At 55.2% G+C, this 23476-nt stretch carries 24 protein-coding genes and 1 tRNA gene; 15 read left to right on the top strand and 10 right to left on the bottom strand.

What is annotated here, in order from left to right:
- Positions 1 to 70 precede the first annotated feature (70 nt).
- Positions 71 to 147: transfer RNA gene (locus ACQGQ5_RS11630), tRNA-Pro, on the bottom strand.
- A gap of 253 nt (positions 148 to 400) precedes the next feature.
- On the bottom strand, positions 401 to 1117 hold the full coding sequence (locus tag ACQGQ5_RS11625) for a GntR family transcriptional regulator (RefSeq protein WP_455736661.1): 717 nt from the start codon (positions 1115 to 1117) through the stop codon (positions 401 to 403).
- Between the two features lie 232 nt (positions 1118 to 1349).
- On the opposite strand from ACQGQ5_RS11625, the gene agaB reads away from it, so the two are divergent.
- From agaB to ACQGQ5_RS11590, 7 genes are all read left to right on the top strand, one after another.
- Positions 1350 to 1829, top strand: a complete 480-nt coding sequence (gene agaB, locus ACQGQ5_RS11620) for a PTS galactosamine transporter subunit IIB (protein WP_038321955.1) — start codon at positions 1350 to 1352, stop codon at positions 1827 to 1829.
- Positions 1830 to 1924: 95 nt separating this feature from the next.
- Positions 1925 to 2728 (top strand): PTS galactosamine transporter subunit IIC, encoded by an 804-nt coding sequence (gene agaC, locus ACQGQ5_RS11615; RefSeq protein WP_455736660.1) that lies wholly within the window; start codon positions 1925 to 1927, stop codon positions 2726 to 2728.
- Positions 2715 to 3533 carry a PTS galactosamine transporter subunit IID gene (agaD, locus tag ACQGQ5_RS11610; RefSeq protein ID WP_455736659.1) on the top strand — a complete coding sequence of 273 codons (819 nt, stop codon included), beginning with the start codon at positions 2715 to 2717 and terminating at the stop codon, positions 3531 to 3533. The genes agaC and agaD overlap by 14 nt, the downstream gene beginning before the upstream one ends.
- A 130-nt stretch (positions 3534 to 3663) precedes the next feature.
- Positions 3664 to 4449, top strand: coding sequence for a glucosamine-6-phosphate deaminase (locus tag ACQGQ5_RS11605; protein ID WP_455736658.1), 786 nt, complete (start codon positions 3664 to 3666; stop codon positions 4447 to 4449).
- Between the two features lie 135 nt (positions 4450 to 4584).
- On the top strand, positions 4585 to 5010 hold the full coding sequence (locus ACQGQ5_RS11600; protein ID WP_455736657.1) for a PTS sugar transporter subunit IIA domain-containing protein: 426 nt from the start codon (positions 4585 to 4587) through the stop codon (positions 5008 to 5010).
- A 40-nt stretch (positions 5011 to 5050) separates the two neighbouring features.
- Complete coding sequence (ptsP, locus tag ACQGQ5_RS11595; protein WP_455736656.1) at positions 5051 to 6775, top strand: phosphoenolpyruvate--protein phosphotransferase; 1725 nt, start codon at positions 5051 to 5053, stop codon at positions 6773 to 6775.
- A 56-nt stretch (positions 6776 to 6831) separates the two neighbouring features.
- Complete coding sequence (locus ACQGQ5_RS11590) at positions 6832 to 7101, top strand: HPr family phosphocarrier protein (protein ID WP_455736655.1); 270 nt, start codon at positions 6832 to 6834, stop codon at positions 7099 to 7101.
- Between the two features lie 6 nt (positions 7102 to 7107).
- Here ACQGQ5_RS11590 and pfkB read toward each other — a convergent pair whose 3' ends face one another.
- Entirely contained in the window at positions 7108 to 8037 is a 930-nt protein-coding gene (gene pfkB / locus ACQGQ5_RS11585) for a 1-phosphofructokinase (RefSeq protein WP_455736654.1), read from the bottom strand.
- A 19-nt stretch (positions 8038 to 8056) separates the two neighbouring features.
- Positions 8057 to 8773: a GntR family transcriptional regulator gene (locus tag ACQGQ5_RS11580; RefSeq protein ID WP_455736653.1), complete on the bottom strand. Its 717-nt coding sequence runs from the start codon at positions 8771 to 8773 to the stop codon at positions 8057 to 8059.
- 100 nt (positions 8774 to 8873) lie between these two features.
- On the opposite strand from ACQGQ5_RS11580, the gene ACQGQ5_RS11575 reads away from it, so the two are divergent.
- The 8 genes from ACQGQ5_RS11575 to ACQGQ5_RS11540 all read left to right on the top strand — a co-directional run bounded on the left by ACQGQ5_RS11575 (position 8874) and on the right by ACQGQ5_RS11540 (position 16928).
- Positions 8874 to 9836 (top strand): N-acetylglucosamine kinase, encoded by a 963-nt coding sequence (locus tag ACQGQ5_RS11575; protein WP_455736652.1) that lies wholly within the window; start codon positions 8874 to 8876, stop codon positions 9834 to 9836.
- 10 nt (positions 9837 to 9846) lie between these two features.
- Positions 9847 to 10887 (top strand): SIS domain-containing protein, encoded by a 1041-nt coding sequence (locus ACQGQ5_RS11570; protein WP_455736651.1) that lies wholly within the window; start codon positions 9847 to 9849, stop codon positions 10885 to 10887.
- A 17-nt stretch (positions 10888 to 10904) separates the two neighbouring features.
- Entirely contained in the window at positions 10905 to 11750 is an 846-nt protein-coding gene (locus tag ACQGQ5_RS11565; protein WP_455736650.1) for a class II fructose-bisphosphate aldolase, read from the top strand.
- Positions 11751 to 12050: 300 nt separating this feature from the next.
- Complete coding sequence (locus tag ACQGQ5_RS11560) at positions 12051 to 13157, top strand: PfkB family carbohydrate kinase (protein WP_455736649.1); 1107 nt, start codon at positions 12051 to 12053, stop codon at positions 13155 to 13157.
- Positions 13138 to 14055, top strand: coding sequence for a pseudouridine-5'-phosphate glycosidase (locus tag ACQGQ5_RS11555; RefSeq protein ID WP_455736648.1), 918 nt, complete (start codon positions 13138 to 13140; stop codon positions 14053 to 14055). The genes ACQGQ5_RS11560 and ACQGQ5_RS11555 overlap by 20 nt, the downstream gene beginning before the upstream one ends.
- A 234-nt stretch (positions 14056 to 14289) precedes the next feature.
- A complete protein-coding gene (locus tag ACQGQ5_RS11550; RefSeq protein ID WP_455736647.1) occupies positions 14290 to 15021 on the top strand; it encodes a flavodoxin family protein in 732 nt (243 codons plus the stop codon).
- A gap of 54 nt (positions 15022 to 15075) precedes the next feature.
- Complete coding sequence (locus ACQGQ5_RS11545) at positions 15076 to 15513, top strand: GtrA family protein (protein WP_455736666.1); 438 nt, start codon at positions 15076 to 15078, stop codon at positions 15511 to 15513.
- A 44-nt stretch (positions 15514 to 15557) separates the two neighbouring features.
- Positions 15558 to 16928 (top strand): glycine--tRNA ligase, encoded by a 1371-nt coding sequence (locus ACQGQ5_RS11540; RefSeq protein ID WP_455736665.1) that lies wholly within the window; start codon positions 15558 to 15560, stop codon positions 16926 to 16928.
- Between the two features lie 151 nt (positions 16929 to 17079).
- Here the strand turns inward: ACQGQ5_RS11540 and ACQGQ5_RS11535 are convergent, their stop codons facing one another.
- The 6 genes from ACQGQ5_RS11535 to ACQGQ5_RS11510 all read right to left on the bottom strand — a co-directional run bounded on the left by ACQGQ5_RS11535 (position 17080) and on the right by ACQGQ5_RS11510 (position 23253).
- Positions 17080 to 18090: a DUF4349 domain-containing protein gene (locus tag ACQGQ5_RS11535; RefSeq protein WP_455736646.1), complete on the bottom strand. Its 1011-nt coding sequence runs from the start codon at positions 18088 to 18090 to the stop codon at positions 17080 to 17082.
- Positions 18091 to 18188: 98 nt separating this feature from the next.
- The gene (locus tag ACQGQ5_RS11530) at positions 18189 to 19670 is read right to left on the bottom strand and encodes a DUF3298 domain-containing protein (protein ID WP_455736645.1); all 1482 of its coding nucleotides are present in this window, start codon (positions 19668 to 19670) and stop codon (positions 18189 to 18191) included.
- Between the two features lie 159 nt (positions 19671 to 19829).
- Entirely contained in the window at positions 19830 to 20552 is a 723-nt protein-coding gene (ymfI, locus tag ACQGQ5_RS11525; RefSeq protein WP_455736644.1) for an elongation factor P 5-aminopentanone reductase, read from the bottom strand.
- Positions 20549 to 20923: an MmcQ/YjbR family DNA-binding protein gene (locus tag ACQGQ5_RS11520; protein WP_455736643.1), complete on the bottom strand. Its 375-nt coding sequence runs from the start codon at positions 20921 to 20923 to the stop codon at positions 20549 to 20551. Before ACQGQ5_RS11520 ends, ymfI begins: the two co-directional genes overlap by 4 nt.
- Positions 20924 to 20952: 29 nt before the next feature.
- Positions 20953 to 21675 (bottom strand): 16S rRNA (uracil(1498)-N(3))-methyltransferase, encoded by a 723-nt coding sequence (locus ACQGQ5_RS11515; protein WP_455736642.1) that lies wholly within the window; start codon positions 21673 to 21675, stop codon positions 20953 to 20955.
- 132 nt (positions 21676 to 21807) lie between these two features.
- Entirely contained in the window at positions 21808 to 23253 is a 1446-nt protein-coding gene (locus ACQGQ5_RS11510; protein ID WP_455736641.1) for an NCS2 family permease, read from the bottom strand.
- Between the last annotated feature and the right edge of the window lie 223 nt (positions 23254 to 23476).

The raw sequence follows: 23476 nt of genomic DNA, 5'->3' as shown, positions 1-23476 counted from the left end.
TGCACCGGCTGTTTCTGCTTACCAATCGCTTTACCATAGAAAAAGGCCCGCATCTGCGGACCTTTTTCTATGGTCGAGGTGACTGGACTCGAACCAGCGGCATCTTGGTCCCAAACCAAGCACTCTACCAAGCTGAGTTACACCTCGCCGCTGACGATATGCACGGTAAAATTTCCCGCACCGTGCGGCTAAAAGCTTTCGCTGTCAATGGCGGCCAACCTGCGCCCGCGTCATCGGGCAGCTTTATTATTATATGTAATATGCGGGTCATTGTCAAGCGGATTGATAAAATCAGCGGTTTTTTGGCAGACTATAACCGGACGATTTTCCATTTGAATTTTCGCCCGTCCACCGGCTCCACGCGCAGCAAAGCCGGCCGCGCCCGCCGAAAAAACGAAGGTCACTCCCGGTTGTTCAGCTCAATTTTAAAAACGTATTTGTCCCCCCGCACCACGGAGGAAGTATATTCCACCAGGCAATCCCCTTCATAGCTGAAGCGTTCCAGCAGGATGCAGGGAATTCTGGGGGAAATCTTCAGCAGCTCGCACTGTTCGGAATCCGGAAGAATGGGGATAAAGGTTTCGGTTGCGCGATCCGCCTTCAGGCCGTACTTGGTGCTGAGGTAATCATAAAGCGACCGGCTTTCCACCGCATCCACATCGATATGCACGAACCGGTTTTTCGGCAGATAGGTGGTTTCAATGACCAGCGGATAGTCGCGGGCCGAGCAAAGCCGCACCAGCTTGTGGTAAGCTTCCCTTCTCTCCGCCCTGAGCTTCAGGGCGAGGCTTCGGCCGAGGGTAATCGTTTCGTAGGTTAAGACATGGCTGTGAAAGGAGATATTCTTATTTTTCAGGTCATCGGTAAAGGTATAAAACTGGGAAAGGCTTTGCTCAAACACCTTTGGCTTTACAAAGGTACCGATGCCATGGATGGTATAGACCATGTGCTCCTCTTCCAGCAGAGCCAGCGCCTGCCTTACGGTCGACCGGCTGACTTTATACATCTGGCACATGTCGCGCTCCGACGGAAGCAGGCCGTTTTCGGGGTATTCGTGGCTGTTGATGTACTGCAGGATATGGTCGTGCAGTTCCTGATACAATGGCAGACTCGGCATTGCAGATACTCCTTTCCCGTCCTTTTCGACAGCAAATAAACCATCGTCAATTTAAATAAAAACCATGGCACTATTCTATCATAAAAAGACCTATTGTACCAGTGGTATCGATTGAAATTGGGGACCTGTTTTTGAACTGGTTGAAAAAAAGTCATAATCATTGTATTTCTGTTCATGATATGTTAAAACTTATCTAACAAATCTGAAACAACTGAACGAGGGGTGATTTTAAGTGGGAAATCCAAACATACTGTTGACGAGAATCGACAACCGCCTGGTCCACGGCCAAGTGGGGGTCACCTGGACGGCGACGCTGGGTGCAAATCTGCTTTTAGTCGCGGACGACGACGTGGCTCACGATGAAATACAGCAGCAGCTTATGGCAATGACTGCTGAATCTTCCAGCGCGGGAATCCGTTTCTTCACTTTGCAAAAGACCATCGACATCATCGGCAAAGCGGCTCCCAGCCAGAAAATCTTCATTATCTGCAGGACTCCGGCGGCTGTGCGTACTCTGCTGGAAGGCGGCGTTCCCATTAAGGAAGTCAACGTGGGAAACATGCATTTTACCAGCGGCAAGCGTCAGCTGAGCAAAAAGGTCTATGTCAACGACAAGGACATGGAGGATTTGCAGGCGATTCAGGCGATGAATGTAGATCTCTATATTCAGGATGTCCCGGGCGACATCAAAGAGCACATACCCAAGAAATAAATCCATTGGAGAGGAAAGGGGGAACATCACCGGCATTATCGGCAGCTTTACCGTATGGCGAAACTTCTGGAACAAAATAAAAGGGGGAAAAACCAATGGCAATTACTTTAGCTCAAGGCATTGCGCTCGCTATTATGGCAATTATAGTCGGCGTTGACTTCTGGCTTGAGGCTTTGTTTATTTTCCGGCCAATCATCGTCTGTACTCTGACGGGTATCATTTTAGGCAACGTTCCGTTGGGGCTCATGGCGGGCGGACTGACGGAGCTGGCCTTCGCGGGCCTTACGCCCGCCGGCGGCACACAGCCGCCGAACCCTGTTCTGGCCGGCGTCATGACCACGGTCATCGCCTACACCACGGGAAAAGATCCCGCGACGGCAATCGGCCTTGCCCTTCCGTTCAGCTTCCTGATGCAGTACATCATTCTGTTCTACTACTCCAGCTTCTCTCTGTTCATGAAGAGGGCCGACAAATACGCGGAGGAAGCGGACGCCAAGAGCCTTACCCGCCTGAACATGCTCACAACGGGAATCGTGGCCGTCACCTACGGCGTTGTCGTCTTCCTCTGCGCCTATGTCGCGCAGGACGCGATGCAGGCCCTCGTAAAGGCAATGCCCGAATGGCTGACCCACGGCTTTGAGATCGCGGGCGGCATCCTTCCGGCGGTCGGGTTCGGTATGCTGCTGAAGGTCATGCTGAAGGGCGAATTCGTCCCATACCTTATTTTAGGCTTTGTCATCGCAAGCTTTATTCCTTTTTCCAATCTGCTGCCGGTCGCCGTCGTCGGCGTGGCCATGGCGCTGATTGTGTTCAACAATGAAAGAAACAACAGAAAGACCGCGGCTGCAGCCGGTGTTGCAGCGGAAGGAGAGGGAGATGACGGCAATGAAGGAATCTGAGAAGAACACGGCTCCTGAGAAAGTGCTGACCAAAAAAGACATTACCAGGCTCGGCTGGCGGTCTTCCCTGCTGCAGGCCAGCTTCAACTATGAAAGAATGCAGAGCGGCGGCTTTTTGCTGGCGCAGATGGACTGTCTGAAGAAAATCTACAAGGACGACAAGCAGGGCCTGTCCGAAGCAATGACGGACAACCTTGAGTTCATCAACACGCACCCGAACCTTGTCGGCTTTCTGATGGGCCTGCTGATTTCGCTGGAGGAAGCCAAAGAAAACAGAAGCACCATCAAAGGCCTGAAGGTCGCCCTGTTCGCACCGCTCGCCGGTATTGGCGACGCGATCTTCTGGTTCACCCTTCTGCCCATCATCGCGGGGATTACCTCTTCCATGGCGATGAGCGGAAGCATCGTCGGCCCGCTGCTGTTTTTCGCGGTTTACCTGACCATCTTTATTCTCCGTCTCGCGTGGACGCACGCCGGCTACAACCTGGGCCTGAAGGCTGTCGACACGCTGAGGGAATATTCGGGAATCATCTCCAAGGTCGCCACCATTCTGGGCGTCACCGTGATCGGCGGACTGATTGCATCCTATGTGCACATTTCCCTTCTGCCGGAGATTGTGGTCAACGCCTCAAAAACGGTATCCGTTCAAGAGGATTTTCTTGACAAAATCTTCCCGAACATACTGCCCTTCGCCTATACTTTACTGATGTATTTCTTCCTGAAGAAGAAGCAAATGAGCCCGGTCGTGCTGATTGCGGCCACCTTCGTTCTTGCGATTCTTCTTTCCTTCCTGGGTATCCTTTAATTTCGAAAAGTGTCGGGGGTACAGTTCTCTGTACCCCATTTCACTATCATGGTTTGCCGAAGCTGTTGCGGGAGCCGCCCGGCCCCTGTAAACGGGCGGAGCCAACGACTTCCTATCGGAGGATTCAGCGATGAATTTACAGAAAAACAGGGAAGGAACCTCTTCCCTTCATAATGGAAATACGGGCGGTCCTCCCAAAATAATCCTTTGTGATGATTTTGAGGCGATGTCGCGGCGCTGCGCGGACTTTCTTTGCGAGGCCGTAAAAGCGAAGCCGGATTTGCTGCTGTGCCTGGCTGCGGGAAACACCGCGGTCCGCACCTATCAGATTCTGAGGGAGCGCTCGGATTCCGGCGAAGCGGACTTCAGCAGGGCGGAGTTTGTGGAGCTGGACGAGTGGCTGGATCTGGAGGACGAATCGGAAAACTGCACTTCATTTATGTTCCGGAATTTTTACGGGCCGCTTCAGATTGAAAAGTCGAAGATTCGTTTATTTGATATTCACGCGAAAGACATGGAAGAAGAATGTAAAAAAATCGATCGGTTTATTTTTGAACGCAGCGGAATTGATTTTATGCTTTTGGGATTGGGAATGAACGGCCATCTGGCCCTGAACGAGCCTGGGTCTTCCTTTGAGAGTTACGCCAAAGTCGTCACCCTCGACCCCGTCACCCAAAAGGTAGGGCAAAAATATTTTTCAAAGCCTGTTCCGCTGTCCAGAGGGGTCACTCTGGGGATCCGCCACATTCTGGACGCGAAGCAGGTTGTTCTGCAGGCGGGCGGAAAAGCCAAGGCGGAAATCGTAAAAAAGGTTTGCCTGACCAAACCGACGCCGATGCTGCCGGGCACGGTCCTGCAGCTTACGAAAAACGGGGTCGTGGTTCTGGACCGGGACGCCGCTTCGGAAATCCTGTAGGCGGGCTTTCCTTACACTTAGAAGAAACCAGGCGGTTTTCAGGAATCCCATTGCGGCCCCGTTCCAACCGGGAACGCCGCGCCGTACGAAACCGCCTGCAGTATAGATTGCTTATAAAAGGAGTAATATAGAACGATGATCGGAGTATTGATAACCGGACACGGCAGCTTTGCCACCGGAATGATGAGCGCGTCCAGGCTGATTGTTGGGCCGAGGGAAAAATATCTGGGCGTGGATTTCGTGGAATCGGACAATGTCGACACGCTCTCCGATAAGCTCAGACAGGCGATGGAAGCGCTTGGCGATCAGATTCTGGTTCTGGTGGACCTGGCCGGCGGATCTCCCTTCAAAACCGCCGTTACCCTCAAAAGCGAATTTCCGGACAAAGAAATCGAAGTCATTTCCGGTCTGAATATGCCCATGCTGACTTCCGTCCTGCTGGAAGAGAAGGAAACGATGGAAGAATCCGTCCAGAGCGCAATGGAAATGGGCGCGGTCGGCATCAGGCAGTTCAAAAAGAAACCGAAGCCGCAGCAGACCCCTGCGGGAGACGGGATATAGCCGAACCTTTCCGGCATGTTTTTAAGGAGGCACAAACCATATGATTTATCACGGCAATCCCGTTTCAAAAGGCATTGCGGCGGGTCCCGTTTTTCTTTACCAGCCCTTTACCGCCGCCGTCAGCGAAGCGCCGCTCGAAGAAGGCGCGGCCGCGGAGGCGTTAAACAAATATGAGGCCGCGCGGAAAAACGCGGAAACGGAGCTCAAAGCTATCCGCACCCGTTTACAGGCCGCCGACCCCGAAAAAGCGAAAATTTTCACCGCGCATATCGATATCCTGTTCGACGAGGCCATGGACGGCGATATCCGCGAGCTGATCGAAAACGGCCGTTACCCGCCGGACAGGGCGATTGACGAAGTCTTTGAAAAATACGCGCGGATTCTCGGGAAATCCCCCGACCCGCTCATCAAGGAGCGCGCGTCGGACATCCGGGACGTAAAAACGCGCCTGATCCGCGTCTGGAACGGCGTACCGGAGAAGGACCTGTCCTCTCTCCCCGCTCCCGCGGTCATCGTCGTTCACGACCTGCTCCCGTCCGACACGGCTACTCTTGACCGGAAAAACGTGCTGGCTATTGTTACGGAGATCGGCGGAAGCACGTCCCATTCGGCCATTATCGCCAGAAGCTACGGAATCCCCGCCATTCTGGGCGTGGAGAACGCGACGGAGCACTTTTCCCAGGGGGAGACCGTGATTGCCGACGCGCTGGCCGGTCAGGTCATCAGCGAACCGACGGCGGAGCAGCTTGCCGACTGCGCCGAAAAGCGCCGCCGGTTTCTCGCACAGCAGGCCCGGATCAACACGTATATGGAGAAAGAAGCCGTCACTCCGGACGGGGTGCGGGTGGATATTGAACTGAATCTGGCCTCCGTCAGCGAGCAGTCGCTGGAAGGAGCCAAATGCACCGACGGCGTCGGCCTGTTCCGCACGGAATTCCTGTACCTGGGCAGGGACAGCCTGCCCACCGAAGAGGAGCAGTTTGCCATTTACCGCGAGGTTCTCACCAGCTTCGGCGACCGCCCCGTAACGCTGCGCACACTGGATGTCGGCGGCGACAAAAAACTCGACTGTCTGAACCTTCCGCACGAGGAAAACCCGTTTCTGGGCAACCGCGCCCTACGGCTCTGCTTTGACAGGCCCGATATTTTCCGCACGCAGCTGCGCGCCGCCTTCCGCGCTTCCGTTTACGGCAACCTGTGGATCATGTTCCCCATGGTCGCCAGCATGGACGACATCCGCCGCGCCAAACAGGTCGTTTCTGAGGTAAAAGAGGAACTGACCGGCGAAGGAATCGCGTTTTCCCCCGACGTAAAGCTGGGGATTATGATTGAAATCCCCTCTATTGCGCTTCTGGCGGATTTTGCCGCGAAGGAAGTCGACTTTGCCAGCGTCGGAACCAACGACCTGTGCCAGTACACCATGGCCGTCGACCGGTTGAACCCCGCCGTCAGCCAGTATTATCAGAGCTATAATCCGGCTCTTTTCCGCCTGATCCACACCGCCGCGAAAAGCTTTCTTGAAAACGGAAAGCCCATCTGCGTCTGCGGCGAGCTGGGAGGCGACCGCCTCGGCGCCGCGGTGCTGATGGGGCTGGGCGTCCGAAAGCTGAGCATGAGCATTTCCTCCGTCGCGCAGACCAGAAAGCTGGTCAACGGGCTGCCGATGAAAAAAGCGGAAGAAATCGCGGCAAAAGTGCTGGCTCTTTCCACGGCAAAGGAAGTGGAACAGTACCTGAACGACGCTTTGAAGGACATCCTTTCCTGAACACCGTCACTGAAACAAAAGCATCCATTTTCGTAAGTAACAAGGAGGCATCCGCCATGTATTCCAAAAAAACAGCCATTAACAATCGGACCGGCCTGCACGCCCGCCCCGCTTCCGACTTTGTGAAGTGCGCTTCCCAATTCAAATCGAAGATCACGATCAAAAATCTGGAGGACGGCGAATCCGCAAGCGCGAAATCCATTATCCTGATTCTGGCGCTCAGCCTGAGCCAGGGTATGAAGGTCGAAATTACCGCGGAAGGCGAAGACGAAGGAAAAGCCGTCGACACCCTGGTCGCGCTGATCGATTCCAAATTCGGCGAATAATTCAGATTAAAGCCGGTTTACTACCGTGCCGGACAGAAGCCGTTTCAGGTCGTCCTCACGGAAGCAGCCGGTTTTTTCATGCAGCGCGTTGGCCGAGGCGACGGACAGCGCAAAGCGGATGGTCTCTTCGATAGGAGCATTCCGCACCATCCCGACGGCAAAGCCCGCGACCATGCTGTCGCCGCAGCCCACGGTGTTGACTACCTCGATTTCAGGGCACACGCCCTGAAAAACACCTTCGTCCGACACGACCAGCGCCCCGTCCCCGCCCAGCGAGATCACGACCAGCTCGATTCCGCCGTCGTGGAGCTTGCGCGCCGCTTCAATCAGTTCTTTGCGCGAAGCGGTGGCGATCCCCGTCAGCTGGCGGATTTCGTCCGCGTTGGGCTTGATCATCGTCGGTTTTGCCGCAATGCTTTCCCGGAGCGCGGCCCCGCTGGTGTCCAGAATCACGCGCTTCCCCGCGCTCTTCGCGGCCGTGATCAGTTTGCCGTAGTAACCGGCAGGTGTCCCGGCCGGAACGCTGCCGGAAATCGTGATCACATCGCTTGTTTCCACACACCGCAAATAGGCCCGGTAGAAATCTTCCAGCGCGCTTTCCGTAAGCCGCGCGCCGGGCTCCAGAAATTCCGTATGCTCGCCCGTGGACTCGTCCCTGACATTGATGCAGCACCGGGTTTCGGCCCCGGAATCGGTAAAACAGCCCTCGATTCCGTCCTGCGCAAGCAGGGACCGGAAATAAGCCCCGTGAAAGCCGCCGACAATTCCCGCGGCCAACACCTTTTCCCCCGCGAGGGAAGCGACCCTCGCCACATTGACGCCCTTGCCCCCGGCTGTTTTGATGCAGCTTTTTACCCGGTTTACGCTTCCGGAACGGCAGGAATCCATTCTGTATAACTGGTCGATCGCTGTGTTCAGTGTAACGGCAGTAATCATGCTGTTCTCTCCTATCGATTTATCGCAGAACGATATTGTATTTCAGCCGGTCGCCGCGGACGATGCTGTCGCAGTACTCCACAAGGACGCCGCCGGCACTGGTAACGCGTTCCAGATGGAGCGCGGGCTGGTTTGCGGCTGTTTTCAGCGCTTCCGCCTGGCTTTTGTTCACCAGCACCGCTTCAAAGGATTCCTTTGCGGTATTCGGCGTAATCCCTGCCAGAAGATGCAGCGAATTGTACAAGCCCTTTTCAATGACAATGCCGCCGGTAAGCTCCGGGCAGATTTTGCAGGGGATGTACGATTTCTCCAACGCAAACGGCGTATTGTCCGCACAGCGCAGCCGCTGTACGCAGAAAAGCTCTTCCTTTTCCGGAAGGCGGAGCGCTTCCGCCGCGACGGCATAGGCAAGCCTTTCAAAAGAAATCAGCCGATTGGTAATGGTATGGCCGTGATCGGGCATATTATTGCCGAAGCTGTAGAAGGACGACAGCTCCTGCTCCACCTTTGGCTGAAGGATATAGGAGCCCTTTCCCTGCTTGCGGTAAATCAGCCCCTGCGTTTTCAGCCCCTCCAGCGCCAGCCTGACCGTCATGCGGCTGACCCCGTACTGCCGGCAAAGCTCGGATTCGGTGGGAAGCTTTTCCTCCGCCGGCCACACGCCGCTTTCAATATTGTTCTGAAAAATATTCTGAAGCTGGCGGTAAAGGGGAATCGCGCTGTTTTCATCCAACATGTTCTCACATATCCTTTCTTTATCTATTTTGTATATTGACAATCCCTTCCGATAATCTTATTATAATGTTATAACAAGTTTTTGTAAAGAGGGTGCATTCATGAAATATTATATCGGCGTCGACGGCGGCGGAACCAAAACCGCGTTTTCCCTCTGCAGCGGGGACGGCGAACCGATTGCGGAGCATCTTACCGCCGGTTCCTCCTACCTGATGTATGGAATCGATCTTGTTGTGGAAAGGATAAAGACAGGCGTGGAACAATGCCTTCAGAAGGGAAACGTTTCTCTCGGCGACGTGGCGGCCATCAGCATGGGGCTGCCGTGCGTGGGGGAAAACGCCGTGATGGACCCGCAGCTGAAGGAGCGGATTTGCGCGTGCTTCCCCGGCGTGCAGATCTACGTGACAAACGACGTGGAGGTCGGCTGGGCCGGTTCGCTCGCGTGTGAAGAGGGGATCAACGTCGTGGCGGGAACGGGCTCCATCGCGTTCGGCGAGGACGGCAGCGGAAAAACCGCGCGTTCCGGCGGCTGGGCGGAGTTTTTCTCCGACGAGGGCTCCTGCTACTGGACCGGAAGAAAGACGCTGGAGCTTTTTTCCAAGGAAGCCGACCACCGGCTGCCCAGAGGGCCGCTGTACGACATTATCCGCGAAGAATTCCGCCTTTCCGACGATTTCGAGCTGATCGACCTGATGGTAAAAGAGTATTTTCCGTACCGGGAAAAGGTGGCCGGCCTGCAGATTCTTCTGGAAAAGGCGGCCGTCAGGGGCGACCCGCAGGCAGTCGAAGCCTACCGCGCCGCCGCCGCGGAGCTGGGACTGATTGTCAGGGGCGTGCTGAACCAGCTGCATTTTGAACCCGGGTTCCCCGTTTCCTACTCCGGCGGGCTGTTCAAGGCCGGAGACCTGATCTTAAAGCCCTTCGGCGAGCAGATTCACGCGCTCGGCGGCCGGCTGGTCAAACCGCAGCTTTCCCCGGTCACGGGAGCGGTGCTCCTGTGCTTCTTCAAGTTCAACCCGGCGGATTTTCCGTCGGTTGCCCAAAAAATAAAAAACAGACAGTGAGGTAAAAAAGATGTATTTAACAGAACAGGAAATCATGGCGACCAAGGACGCCCTTGATAAAACCTATGCGCAGGTACTCAGGCAGGAAGACGAAATCCGGAATTTCTTCCGTGAAAACGCGCAGCGCAAATTCGTATTTCTCGGCTGCGGCTCCAGCTACATGCTGTCCAAGAGCAACGAGCGCCTGTTTGTGACCCGTCCGGACACCTCCGCCGTCGCGCTTGCGGGCGGCGATTACCTTGTCAATCCCGACACCTACCTTCACACCATCGAAAACAGCATCGTGCTGGTCCTGTCCCGCTCCGGCACGACCACGGAGATCGTCCGTGCGGTCGAGCACATGAAAAAGGCCGCCAATGTCAAAATCGTATCCATTACTATGAAGGAAAAAAGCGCCCTGGAGGAGCTTTCCGACTTGACCGTCGTGCTTCCGTGGGCTTACGACAACAGCGTCTGTCAGACCCGTTCCGTCACCAACCTGTATACCGCCAGCCTGCTGATCAACGCGATCTGCTACGGCGACGGGGAACTGAAAGCCGCCGTCAAAACCGCGATTGACCAGAACAAAGACCATATGGAGAAATACCGCGCCGATCTGGAAGCCATTGGAAAGAAGGATTTCACCGACGTGATCGTCCTTGCCGACGGCGTGCTGTGCGGCCTTGCGGAGGAAGGCGCACTCGCCTTTACCGAAATCGCGCTCATCAGCGGCAAATACTTCAATATGCTCGACTACCGTCACGGCCCCAAGGTGCTCAACGGCCCCAAAACCCTCACCATTTTTGCCGTACAGCCCAACGAAAGCGCCTATCAGCGCGACATGATCGACGACGTGAAAAAGCACAACGGAACCGTGGTCACCTTCGGTTCCGAACAGGCCAACGTTTACGGCTCCGACCTTCATATCTCCGTCAGCGGCATCAGCCGCTTTGAAGCATACGGCATTCCGTTCATCTACACCATGCAGATGATCGCCCTGACCAAGGCCCTTGCCGCCGGAGGAAACCCCGACGCACCGACCGGTCTGAACGCTTATATCACACTGAAATAACAGGAGGCAAGCGAATTATGCTGGTAACTACCAAAAAAATGCTCAACGACGCCAGAGACGGCGGATACGCGGTGGGCGCTTTCAACGCGGAAAACGCCGAAATGGTCTGGGCCATTGTCAACGCCGCGGAAGAACTGAAAGCTCCCGTCATCATTCAGACGACATCCTCGACCTTAAAATATTTTCCGCCCGCCTATTTCGCACAGCTGGCGAAGGCGGCCGCCGAGTCCGTCAGCGTGCCGGTGGCCATTCATCTCGACCACGGCGCGAGCTTCGAGCTGGCGAAGGAATGCATTGACAGCGGCTACACCTCCGTCATGATCGACGGCTCTGCCCTTCCCTACGAGGAAAATGTCCGCGTCACACAGAAGGTGCGCGATTACGCGGATAATTTTGGCATTCCCGTCGAATCCGAGCTGGGAAAAATCGGCGGCAAGGAAGACGACACCGAGAGTGACGAGGACCAGTACACCGACCCCGGCCAGGCTGCGGACTTCGTGAACCGCACCGGGATTTCCTCTCTGGCCGTCGCCATCGGAACCGCTCACGGCATCTACGCCAAAAAGCCGGTGCTCGACTTTAACCGCGCCACCCTGATCCGGAAAGTGGTCTCCATCCCGCTGGTCATGCACGGCGCTTCCGGCCTTTCCGACGACGCGCTGCGCGAAGGCGTGGAAAAGGGTATGTCCAAGATCAACTTCGCCACCGAGCTGCGCATCGCGTTTACCGACGCGGTCAAAGCGCACATGGCGGAGCACCCGAACGACTTTGACCCGAAAAAATACATGGGCCCCGCCCGCCTTGCCGTAAAGGAACTGGTAAAAGCGAAAATCCGGGTCTGCGGCAGCGCCGGAAAAGCATAATCCCCTGCCTCCCTCAAAGAGGGAGGTAGGTCCTTACGCGAAATTGCGGGACAAGTGATACTCCCGAATCATAATTTCCCGTCACAGTGAAAAACTATGGCGGGAAATTTTTTTGTTGCAAACGAAGAAGAACCGTGATATTATAATCATGTGCTTATCATATAAACAATTGATTATAAAATTTTTACAGTATCCTTACAGCAATTCCATTTCAGTTTGCGAGACAACACAACCTTATTTTAAAATCAGCCGGAAATGCTATAACCCATGATAAGAGAGCTGTAAAAAGGAGGGGGCCTTTTGACAAACAGGGAACAGGAAATTATTGAGCTGATCCGGAAAAACCCGATGATTACGCAGAACGAGCTGTCGGAAAAGCTTTCCATTACACGTTCCTCCGTCGCGGTGCACATCACCAACCTGATGAAAAAGGGCGTGATCAGAGGGAAATGCTATCTTCTGGACGACGAGCCGTATGTCTGTGTCGTCGGTGGGGCAAATATCGACATTCAGGGCTTCCCCGGCGAAGAGCTGGTCATGAACGACTCCAACCCCGGCAGTGTGAAGATTTCGTACGGGGGCGTCGGCAGGAATATCGCCGAGAACATCAGCAGGCTGGGAATCGCCGCCCGGCTGATCACCGCGGTCGGCAACGACGACTACGGCCGGGGGCTGCTGGAAGCCGCCGGGAGCTGCGGAATGGATATGAAGCATTCGCTGATATCGGACGAATTCCCCACTTCCATTTACCTTTCCATTCTCGACGAGGAGGGCGACATGAAGGTCGCGATCGCCCAGATGCACGTGCTGGAAAAGATCACCCCCGAATTTATTGAAAACCGCAGGCAGCTGATCAAGCGCGCGCGGCTTTGCGTGATTGACACGAACCTGCCGGAAAAGACCCTCGTTTTCCTGACACAGGAGTTCCCGGAAATGGATTTTTACCTGGACACGGTTTCCACCGCGAAAGCGGTCAAGGTGAAAAACATTCTGGGCCGCCTGCACACGATCAAGCCGAACCGGTTGGAATCGGAAAAGCTCACCGGAATCAAAATCACGGACGAGGACAGCCTGCGCCGGTCGGGAGAATTCTTTCTGAAACAGGGCGTCCGGCGCGCGGTGATTTCGCTCGGCGGCAGGGGGACCTATTACCGCGACGAAAAAAACGAATTCATTCTGGAAACGGAAAAGGCGAAGGTGGTGAATGCCACCGGCGCGGGGGACGCGTTTATGGCCGGGCTGGTTTACGGAAGCCTGAACAAAATGAGTCCGGAGGAAAGCATCCTCTTCTCGGCGGCGGCTTCCAAGCTCGCGCTTCGCCACGAAAACACGATCAACCCGGATATGTCCGTCAAAAATATTCAAAAACTTATGGAGGAAACGTACCATGTTAAAAGACTATCTTGAAATCAATCCCGGCGTACAGAAGGCTCTGGATGCCGGAAAGCCCGTCGTCGCTCTGGAATCCACCATCATTTCCCACGGCATGCCCTACCCGCAGAATGTGGAAACGGCGCGCAATGTGGAAAAAATCGTCCGTGAGCACGGCGCGGAGCCCGCTACCATCGCGATCATCGGCGGAAAGATCAAAATCGGCCTGACCGACGGCGAGCTGGAACACTTGGGCACGGCGAAAAACGTCATCAAGACCAGCAGAAGGGATATCCCCTTCGTCATCGCCAAAAAGGCGGACGGCGCCGCCACGGTGGCGACCACCATGATTCTGGCGGCGCTGGCGGGCATCAGGGTGTTTGTCACCGGCGGCATCGGCGGCGTACACCGCGGCGCGCCGGAAACCTTCGATATTTCCGCCGACCTTGAGGAGCTTGCAAGGACCAACGTCGCGGTCGTCTGCGCGGGCGCAAAGTCCATTCTCGACCTGAAGCTGACGCTGGAATATCTGGAAACCCGCGGCGTGCCGGTCGTCGGCTTCGTCACGGAGGAGCTGCCCGCCTTCTACACCAGAAAGAGCGGATTCAAGGTAGACTACCGCGTCGACTCCGAAAAGGAGCTGGCGCAGGCGGTCAAGGTCAAATGGGAAATGGGCATCAACGGCGGTCTGGTAATCGCGAACCCGATTCCCGAGCAGTACCAGATGGACAAAGCGGTGATCGACAAGGCCATCGACGAGGCTTTGGCGGACGCTGCGCGTGAAGGCGTCAAGGGCAAGGAAACCACTCCCTACCTGCTCGCCAAGATCAAGGAAATCACCGGCGGCGACAGCCTGGATTCCAATATCCAGCTGGTTTACAACAACGCCGTGGTCGGCGCGAACCTCGCGGTGGAGCTCGCGAAGCTGCAGTAATTCATTCCTTTGTCAGGCGCGGCTTTATCGACAGCCTGCAGGCCCCCTGCGGAACACAGGCTTCCGCAGGGGGCTTTTTTTCCTGTTTTTTCCATGGAGAATCTTTCCGCCCCGGCGGGGATTTGTTTACACAAATTGCCTTGACAGTCCCCTTTCCGCCCGTTATAGTGGATATCACAGAGATTACTGAAACGTCCGGTACCACCGGCCTGAAAGCCGCAAAGGAGACTTCTTATGAAAATCACGGTCATACACGGCAGCCCCAGAAAGGGCAACAGCTACACGGCGACGCAGAAATTTTTAGAGGCGATGAAGGAGCACGGAGAAATCACCGTGCGGGAATTTTTCCTGCCGAAGGACCTGCCCGATTTCTGCAGGGGCTGCTACAACTGCTTTCTGAGGGACGAACTGACCTGTCCGCACGCCGGATATGTGCAGCCGATCCTTCAAGCGATGCTGGAAGCCGACGGCCTTGTTTTCGACTCGCCCGTCTACGTGCTCTCCCTGAGCGGCGCCATGAAGTCCTTTCTCGACCATTTCGGCTTTCTCTTCCTGCCGCACCGTCCCCGTCCGGAGATGTTCCATAAGAAGGCGTTTATTCTGTCCACGACCGCGGGCGCCGGAACGCGTTCCGCGATGGGCGTGATCGCGAAAAGCCTGAAATACTGGGGCGTTAACCGAGTATATCAAAGAGGCTTTGCCCTGTACAGCCTGAGCTGGGACGAAATGCCGGCGAAAAGGCGGCAAAAATTTGAAAGGCAGCTTCAAACAGATGCGGCCGGATTCTACCAGGCCGTCGCCGGAAAGAGGGACAGACCGCCTTATCTGCAGACCCGGTTAATGTATTTTATCAGCAAACAGCTGCAGAAGGGCCGCGAGGGCAACCAGCTGGACAAACGCTACTGGAAGGAACACGGGTGGCTGGACGGCGCCTCCCCGTTTCATTTCGATAAACCGGCCGAATAGTACTTGAAAGCCGTGCCGTTCAATGGTAAACTATAATAATACTCAGTAATGGCGGTGATACCTTTGGACAAGCTGAAAAAGCTGTGGCGCTTTCTGACAACGCCCGAAATGATCTCCTACCTTATTTTCGGCGTTCTTACCACGGCCGTCAACGTAGTGAGCTACGGCCTTCTGCGCCCGGTCATTCACTGGAACGCGCAGTGGGACGTGCTGACGGCAAACACGATCGCCTGGGTCCTTTCCGTGGCTTTTGCGTTTATCACCAACAAGCTCTTTGTGTTCCGCAGCAAAAGCTTCGCGGCGAAGCTTTTCTGGAGGGAGCTTTCCACCTTCGTAGGCGCCCGCCTTCTGTCGCTCGGCGTGGATTCGCTGGGGATGCTGCTCATGGTGAACGTGCTGGTGTGGAACGACTGGCTGGCAAAGATCATTATGAACGTCGTCGTGGTGATCATGAATTATGTGCTGAGCAAGATGATTATCTTTAAAAAATAATGGAGCGCAGCCAGCGCCCCTGATTATGGAGGAAGTTAAACATGTTGGCAACTGAAAAAACAATGGACAAAATTGTCGCTCTGTGCAAAAACCGCGGGTTTGTTTACTCCGGCAGCGAAATCTACGGCGGCCTGTCGAACACCTGGGATTACGGTCCGCTGGGCGTTGAATTCAAGAACAACGTCAAACGCGCGTGGCTGAAAAAATTCGTGCAGGAAAGCCGGTACAACGTAGGGCTGGACACCGCGATCCTGATGAATCCGCAGGTCTGGGTGGCTTCCGGCCACGTGGGCGGCTTTTCCGACCCGCTGATGGACTGCCGCGACTGCAAAACCCGCCACCGCGCGGACAAATTGATTGAGGACGCCGGCGGCGACCCCAACGGCATGACCTTTGACCAGATGAGCGACTATATCAAAAACAACAACATCAAATGCCCGGAATGCGGATCTTCCAATTTCACCGACATCCGCAAGTTCAACCTGATGTTCAAAACCTTTCAGGGGGTAACGGAGGACGCCAAAAACGAAATCTTCCTCCGGCCGGAAACCGCGCAGGGCATTTTTGTCAACTTTGCCAACATTCAGCGCACCACCCGCCGCAAGGTCCCCTTCGGCGTCGCACAGATCGGCAAAAGCTTCCGCAACGAAATCACGCCGGGCAACTTTACGTTCCGCACGCGTGAATTCGAGCAGATGGAGCTTGAATTCTTCTGCAAGCCGGACACCGACCTCGACTGGTTCTACTACTGGAAGGATTACTGCAAAAAGTGGCTGCTGAATCTGGGCATGACGGAAGAGAACATCCGCCTGCGCGACCACGAGCAGGAAGAGCTGTCCTTCTACTCCAAGGCGACCACCGACATTGAATACCTGTTCCCGTTCGGCTGGGGCGAGCTCTGGGGCGTTGCCGACCGCACCAATTACGACCTGACGCAGCACCAGAACCATTCGGGCAAGAGCCTTGAGTACTTTGACCCTGAGACAAACGAGCGGTATGTCCCGTACGTTGTCGAACCCTCCCTCGGCGCCGACCGCGTCGCGCTCGCCTTCCTGTGCGACGCCTACGACGAGGAAAAGCTGGATGAAAAGGACACCCGGGTCGTCATGCGGCTGCATCCCGCGCTGGCTCCCTATAAAGCCGCCATCCTTCCGCTTTCCAAAAAGCTGAACGAAAAAGCACAGGAAATCAGCGCAGACCTTTGCAAACACTTCATGGTGGACTACGACGACTCCGGCTCCATCGGCAAGCGTTACCGCCGCCAGGACGAAATCGGCACCCCGTTCTGCATCACCTACGACTTCGACAGCGAAACGGACGGCTGCGTGACCGTGCGCGACCGCGACACCATGCAGCAGGAGCGCATCGCCATCTCCGAGCTGGAAAACTATATCAGTGGGAAAATCGAATTCTGATCTTCAACAGAAAAGCGATCCTCCCTCCCCGCCTGTGGCGGGGAGGGAGGATCATTATTTTTTTCCGCTCTCTGATGGAAGATGGGTATTACGCATACAAAAGCGGGCCGCTTCCCCAAGCTGGGAAACGGCCCGCTTTCGGCTATACGAACTATTTATCTCCGGAACTCTCTTCTTTCTGTTCCTGTGTAAACGCTGCTGCGGCCTTTTTCGCCGCCTTTTCAGACCTTCTTCTCTTTTTGCGCAGGACAAACACCACCGCCGCCGCGATCACCGCCAGAAGCAGGATCACGGGCGCGCCGCCGAGCACAAAGACCAGCAGCCCTTCCCCGAACCCGCCGAGCGCGCGCAGGGAATCCCTGAACTGCCTTGAAATTTTTTCGCCGAGGGTCACCGGCGTCTTTTCAAGCTCCGTGGGCTTTACGACCTCGTTGAGCTGAATGGAAACGGTGCTGTAGTGAATGAGGGAATCGTACTGACGCAAAGTGCCGGTGTACTGCTCGATCTGGTAATTGACGTCCGCAAGCGCCTTTTCCAGCGCGATGATATCGGTCAGGGAACCGGATTTCTGCAGCAGGGCCATCAGCCTTTCCTGCTGGGTACGCAGGCTTTTCAGCCTTGCTTCGGTATCGTAGTAGCTTTCGCTGATATTTTCGCTCGAGCTGGTCAGATTCAGGACGCTCCCGATGGAGCCCGCGCTGCTTTTGAACTGGCTGAGTTTTTCCTGTGGAATCCGCAGAACAAAGCTCGCGGAACGCAGGTCCTGCTCCTCTATCCCGCTGCCCGTGACGCTGGAATCCTGCACATAGCCGTTCAGCTCCGTGCAGAGGCTCTGGACCTTCTGGACGGAGTCGTCGAATTTCAGTGTTTCTATCTGATACGACAGGCGCTCTATGATCTTCTGGCTGGAAGAAGCGGCCGCGATTTCACCCGCGGTCGGATTGCCGCCCGCCGTACTCGCGGTACCGTTCTCAGACAGTGACTTCTGCCCTCCGTCGATTCCCGCCGCTTCGTTCGCTGCCCGCGCGTCCTGCATGGCGGCGGATTGCTGTTCCGTCGCGGGCGCTGCGGCGGAGCCCCTCCCCTGTGAGGCGCAGCCGCCGAGGATGTACGCCGTCATCAGCAATACGGCGGAAAGCGCCAAAAATCCCCTGTTTCTCATCGTTTTCCCTCCCTGTATCCAATCTTATAGCATTTCCGGTTGATTCTGCAACAAGTTTGCGTTTCTCACAAGTTGAAATGGAATTGCTGTTAATCAAATTACGGCACGTACTGCTCCCGCAGCGCGATGATTCTTCCGTCGCTTACGGTGTATTCATAGGGAAAGCTCAGAGCGCCGTCCTCAGCAAGGCGCTTCCCCAGTCCCGCGGCGTCTGTCTGTACGTAGGATTCCGCCACGTTTTGCGCATTCCACTGAATAAGACTGATTTTCGCGTTTCCAGAAAGCTTTATTTTCTCCGTTTCCACGGTAGGATTGTAAATGCAGTAGCCGTCCGGGAAATCACCGTCGAGTTTCAACTCCTGAATCCGGGTCTTATCTTCACTGGTGATCCATTCGATCGGGTCCAGAGCAACAGTTTCGGTTTTTTCATCGTAGCTTTTGATATAGCACATCCTTTTCTTCCATGAAACCTCGGAAGAGGTGCCGCCCGGAGCGCTGTTCAGATAAATCTCGCTTCCGACGCTGTTCAGGCTGCTGCTCATCAGCTTTTTTTCTTCCTCACTTTGCGCGGTCTGGGTGAAAATCCAGAGCGTTTTTCCGTCATAGAAGACGAAGCCGGGAATCGGACCGTTTTCCCCCAGCGTATTGAAAGTTTCGACCGGCATATACGCCGCGCCGTCGATCATAGTCGGTTTCACGCTTTTCCCGTCCACCTTGTAACCCGCGTCCGTCTTTTCCACAGTATGATTCAGCGTGTCGGCGGTTTCTTCCAGCGGCAAAAGCACGCCGCCGTCGTTCACAACGACCGGATTCTGAAACTCCATATCCATCCCGTTGTGCCGTACGTTCAACCGGTCCGGGTTATTGCCCATGCGGAATTTCAGGTCGAGGTCATCCAGCGAAAAGCGGAACTCCGGCATTCCTCCCGCGTAAGGCATCAGCTCATACAGGTCAAAATAGACGACAAGGTCCTGCCCGTCCAGATAATAAGAATACGCGCCGTGCTTTTCCTCCACCGTTTTTGCCGCTTCGGGAAAATAAAGATCGGGACGCTCTTTAATATTCTTGAGGATCTTATCCGTAATTTGTTTGGTTCCCGCTTCGGGGTCCTTAAACAGCGCACCGGGCGTATCGTAGGATTCCCCGGTCTGAATATTCACATTGAAAGACTTCACCCACCGGTAGCCGTGTGCGCCGCCCGTGTAATTCTCATTCATGAGCCACACGGAAAGGATATCATTATCCCAAAAGAGATCGTAACAGCTCTGGAAAAAAAGATTCCCCTTCGCCGCCGAATTGCCAAGCTCCTTTTCCGCCCGCTTTACCTCGGCAAGTCCGTTATCGGAAATCTCCCTGATTTTTTCGTTCAGCTCCTGCGCCGCGGAAAAGCCGACGAATGTCGGAACGGCGGTCTGAATCCGCACTCCGTCTTCTTTGGCGTTGACCACATTGCTGCCTTGTGAAAAACCGTTTACCCTGCTGGAATTTGTCTGTGCTTCCGCTTTCCCGGCGCAGCCCGCCTGCAAAAGGACGCAAACCGCCAGCAGCAGAAGCGCCGCGCGCTTTGCCCGGTAGATCATCCCGATTCCCCTTTTCCTGCTTCTCTATTGTCAACGATATGAAATTCCTTATCACTTTCATTATAGTATCATGGAAAATCATGGAATGTCTATATTTCTGACAGCTTTGTAACGGTTATGAATAAATTGTATTTGAAACAACCCGCGGCCCGTTATCTTTCAGATAATCATGCCGCCGTTGACGCCCAGCACCTGACCGGTGATAAAGCGCGAATTTTCCCCCGCAAGGAAACTGACGGCGGCGGCAATATCCTCCGCCGCGCCAAGCATGCCGAGCGGGGTCTCCTCTTTCAGCCCACAAAGGGTGCTTTCGTCAAGCTGCGCGTTCATTTCGGTCGCTATGACGCCCGGTGCCACGCAGTTGACCTGGATTCCCGACGGGCCGACTTCCTTCGCCAGCGCTTTGGTCAGCCCGATCACCGCCGCCTTTGCCGCGGAATAATGCACCTCACAGGAAGCGCCGACCTGTCCCCACATGGAGGAGATATTGATGATTTTCCCCTGCTTGCGGTGAATCATATACGGAAGCGCGCACTGACAGCAGTGGAAAATCCCCTTGACGTCCACGTCGAACATCCTGTCCCAATCCTGTTCCGTAAGGTCCGTAAAGAGTTTCTGCTGCGCGATGCCCGCGTTGTTGACCAGCACATCCACGCCGCCGGCTAAAGCAAACATCTCTTCCACCTGTGCCCTGTCGGAAACATCGGCCCGTACCGCGGCGCAGCCGCGAAAATACCGCGCGTTCAGCTCGTCCAGAAGGGTTTCCGCTTCTCCTTTGGAGGTATGATAATTGACGACGACACGGAAGCCGTCCCCGGCAAGGCGGAGGGCAGCCGCTCTTCCGATTCCGCGGGAGGCCCCGGTAATCAAAGCTGTTTTCATTTTTCCCGATTCCCTTCTTCCAGTTCCCGGCGCACTTTTCTGCTCAGAGAGGCGAATACAACCGCGTACGCGTTGTCCAGCATTTCCCTGACCGTTTCGTCCGGAACAGTTCCCTCCAGATACAGGGAGTTCCAGTGCTCTTTATTCATATAATAGCCCGGCACAATGTCGGAATACCGGGAACGCAGCAAAGCGCCCAGCGTGGGTTCCAGCTTGATGGTAATAATGGGGCGGCCTTCCCTGTCCCCTCCCTGCATGGCGAACATTTTATCCCCCACACGGTAGCGTACAGCGTCCCATTCCGGTTTATAGTCTTTCACTACGCCTTTCTTAGCAAGGCAGTACCCGTCGATCCAGTCATATTGGTCCAAGATGCATTCTCCTTTCTTGCATTGTCCGGCTACATATTCCCCGTTGCGAGCATAATCGCCGAAAGCGCCGCAATGGGCGCGGTCTCCGTGCGGAGGATCCGCGCGCCGAGCGTGCCGACGGCCGCGCCGTTTTCCACCGCGAAATCGACCTCCGACTGTTCAAAGCCGCCCTCCGGCCCGATAAAGATCGCCAGCTCCCGGGTTTCGCCGTTTGCCAGCTTTGAGATGCTCTGCCCGCCGCCCTCAAAGAAGAGAATGATCTCCCCGGCTTGGGCCGCCTGTTTCACTGCCTGACGGAAATCCGTAAGCGGGGCGACCTGCGGGATGATTCCCCGGCCGCTCTGCTTGGCCGCTTCGTGTGCGATCTTCTGCCAGCGGATGATTTTTTTGTCCGCCGCTTTTTCGTCCGGCCTTGAGACACAGCGCGCGGTCATGACGGGCACAATCCCCACCGCGCCCGTTTCCACCGATTTCTGCACAATGCCGTCCATCTTATCCGCCTTGGGCAGGCTCTGGTACACCGTGACACGGACGCCCGGCTCCGCCACGCTTTTGCAGAAATTCAGGACGCGCACAACGACCCGGTCGTCCGCCACGCTCTCGATTCTGCCGTTGTAGTCCGTCCCGATGCTGTCGCAGAGAATCAGGCCTTCGCCGGACTGCATCCGCAGGGACCGCGCAATGTGGCGGGCGTCCTCCCCGGCGATCACCACCTGCTCCTCCGGAACGTAGTTGATAAAAAATCTGGGCATAATCCACCTCAGGTTTCAAAAATAGAAATACAAATTTTCTGTGGTTATTATACCACAGGAAACCGCAGGAATAAAGGAGAAAAGCCCCGCACGATACCGTGCGGGGCCTCTATGAGAAATAGGATGAACAAATCAGGAAATAACCGCCAGAATCGCGAAGTTCAGAATGAACAGGCCGGTGGCAACCCAGAGAATCGGGTGAATCTCTTTGGCCTTGCCGCGGAAAACTTTGATGAGGCAGTAGAAAATGAAGCCTGCCGCGATCCCGTAGGAAATGCTGTAGCAGAGCGCCATGAAAATACCGGCAAAGAAAGCGGGAACCGCCTCTTCCAGATTGGTCCACTCAATCTCCTTAAAGGAGCTGAGCATCATAATGCCGACGACGATCAGGGCGGGAGCCGTAGCGGCGGAAGGAACCGCGCTGATCAGCGGGGCGAAAAACGCGCTGATGATAAACATGACCGCGGTCACGACGCTGGTCAGGCCGGTGCGGCCGCCCGCGCCGATGCCCGCCGCGCTTTCCACATAGGTCGTGGTGTTGGAGGTACCGAAGATCGCGCCGATGGAGGTCGCCGTTGCGTCCGCGAACAGGGCCTTGTCCATCTTGGACTTAAAGCCGTTGCTGGTTTCCAGCGCCAGCTGATCCTCCGCGCTGAAAATTCCGGTCTTGCGGCCGGTGCCGATAAAGGTACCGATGGTGTCGAAGGTATCGGAAAGGCTGAAGGCGAAAATGGTCATCAATACGAGCGGGATTTTCGCCGGGTCGGCAAAGAGCGAAACCATACCGGGGTTGCCGAAGGCGGCGCCGAAGGTTTCCGGCAGCTGGGAGCAGGCTTCCGCAAAGCCCATGCTCTGGCCAATGGTGGTGATCCCCATCGGGATACCGATAATCGTGGTAGCCGCGATGCTGATCAAAATGGCGCCCTTGACGTTTTTGACCAGAAGGACGACGGTCAGCGCAAGCCCGAACAGAGCGAGCAGCACAACGGGCGCGTTCAGCTTTACAATGGCCGGGACCGCGGCGCTGGAGGCGATGACTGTTTTGCTGTCCAGAAGGACATAAGTACCCGGGTCGGAGGTGAACTGGATCAGGCCCGCGTTTTTAATGCCGATGTAGGCGATGAAAATGCCGATACCGCCGCCGATGGCGTTCTGAAGGCTTTCCGGAATGGATTTGATGATGAGCTTGCGGATTTTGGTTACCGTAATGAAAATGTTGACAAGGCCGCAGATGAAGACCATTGCGAGCGCTTCCTGCCATTTGAACTGTAAGCCGAAGCATACGGTAAACACAAAGAAAGCGTTAAGGCCCATGCCCGGAGCCTGCGCATACGGAACATTTGCGAACAGACCCATAATAAGAGTGCCGATTACGGAAGCAATGATGGTCGCAAGGAATACGGCGCCCCACTTCATGCCTGTCTGGGACAGCATGGTCGGGTTCACGACGATGATGTACGCCATTGCGAAGAAAGTGGTCAGACCTGCTCCGACTTCTGTACGGACATTCGTATGATTGCCCTTTAAATTAAAGAAGTCTCCCTTCGGATGGTATGCTGTTTCTGAACTGCCTGCCATAATTTTTCCTCCTGATAAATAAAAGTGCCCGACAAAGCGCTGCCGGGTAATCAACATGATTTATTTATAGTATAGAGCTTCCGGCAGGATATGACAATGGGATATTTACACAAACTTTTTGAATTAGAAACAATTTATTCATACTTTTTGAGACAATTTCATCGTCAAAATGCAAAAAAATGGATTTCATCGTCAATTTTATAGCACTCTGTCCTAAAACATG

The sequence above is a fragment of the Caproiciproducens sp. genome, from assembly GCF_053840905.1.
The sequence above is the reverse complement of the archived record's forward strand: the minus strand, read 5'-3'. Positions and strand labels throughout refer to the sequence as shown.

Bases quoted from the DNA above. Each gene is read 5' to 3' on its own strand.
- ACQGQ5_RS11625 (WP_455736661.1), bottom strand. From the start codon at position 1,117: ATGCCGAGTCTGCCATTGTATCAGGAACTGCACGACCATATCCTGCAG.
- agaC (WP_455736660.1), top strand. From the start codon at position 1,925: ATGGCAATTACTTTAGCTCAAGGCATTGCGCTCGCTATTATGGCAATT.
- agaD (WP_455736659.1), top strand. From the start codon at position 2,715: ATGAAGGAATCTGAGAAGAACACGGCTCCTGAGAAAGTGCTGACCAAA.
- ACQGQ5_RS11605 (WP_455736658.1), top strand. From the start codon at position 3,664: ATGAATTTACAGAAAAACAGGGAAGGAACCTCTTCCCTTCATAATGGA.
- ACQGQ5_RS11600 (WP_455736657.1), top strand. From the start codon at position 4,585: ATGATCGGAGTATTGATAACCGGACACGGCAGCTTTGCCACCGGAATG.
- ptsP (WP_455736656.1), top strand. From the start codon at position 5,051: ATGATTTATCACGGCAATCCCGTTTCAAAAGGCATTGCGGCGGGTCCC.
- ACQGQ5_RS11590 (WP_455736655.1), top strand. From the start codon at position 6,832: ATGTATTCCAAAAAAACAGCCATTAACAATCGGACCGGCCTGCACGCC.
- pfkB (WP_455736654.1), bottom strand. From the start codon at position 8,037: ATGATTACTGCCGTTACACTGAACACAGCGATCGACCAGTTATACAGA.
- ACQGQ5_RS11580 (WP_455736653.1), bottom strand. From the start codon at position 8,773: ATGTTGGATGAAAACAGCGCGATTCCCCTTTACCGCCAGCTTCAGAAT.
- ACQGQ5_RS11575 (WP_455736652.1), top strand. From the start codon at position 8,874: ATGAAATATTATATCGGCGTCGACGGCGGCGGAACCAAAACCGCGTTT.
- ACQGQ5_RS11570 (WP_455736651.1), top strand. From the start codon at position 9,847: ATGTATTTAACAGAACAGGAAATCATGGCGACCAAGGACGCCCTTGAT.
- ACQGQ5_RS11565 (WP_455736650.1), top strand. From the start codon at position 10,905: ATGCTGGTAACTACCAAAAAAATGCTCAACGACGCCAGAGACGGCGGA.
- ACQGQ5_RS11555 (WP_455736648.1), top strand. From the start codon at position 13,138: ATGTTAAAAGACTATCTTGAAATCAATCCCGGCGTACAGAAGGCTCTG.
- ACQGQ5_RS11550 (WP_455736647.1), top strand. From the start codon at position 14,290: ATGAAAATCACGGTCATACACGGCAGCCCCAGAAAGGGCAACAGCTAC.
- ACQGQ5_RS11535 (WP_455736646.1), bottom strand. From the start codon at position 18,090: ATGAGAAACAGGGGATTTTTGGCGCTTTCCGCCGTATTGCTGATGACG.
- ACQGQ5_RS11530 (WP_455736645.1), bottom strand. From the start codon at position 19,670: ATGATCTACCGGGCAAAGCGCGCGGCGCTTCTGCTGCTGGCGGTTTGC.
- ymfI (WP_455736644.1), bottom strand. From the start codon at position 20,552: ATGAAAACAGCTTTGATTACCGGGGCCTCCCGCGGAATCGGAAGAGCG.
- ACQGQ5_RS11515 (WP_455736642.1), bottom strand. From the start codon at position 21,675: ATGCCCAGATTTTTTATCAACTACGTTCCGGAGGAGCAGGTGGTGATC.
- ACQGQ5_RS11510 (WP_455736641.1), bottom strand. From the start codon at position 23,253: ATGGCAGGCAGTTCAGAAACAGCATACCATCCGAAGGGAGACTTCTTT.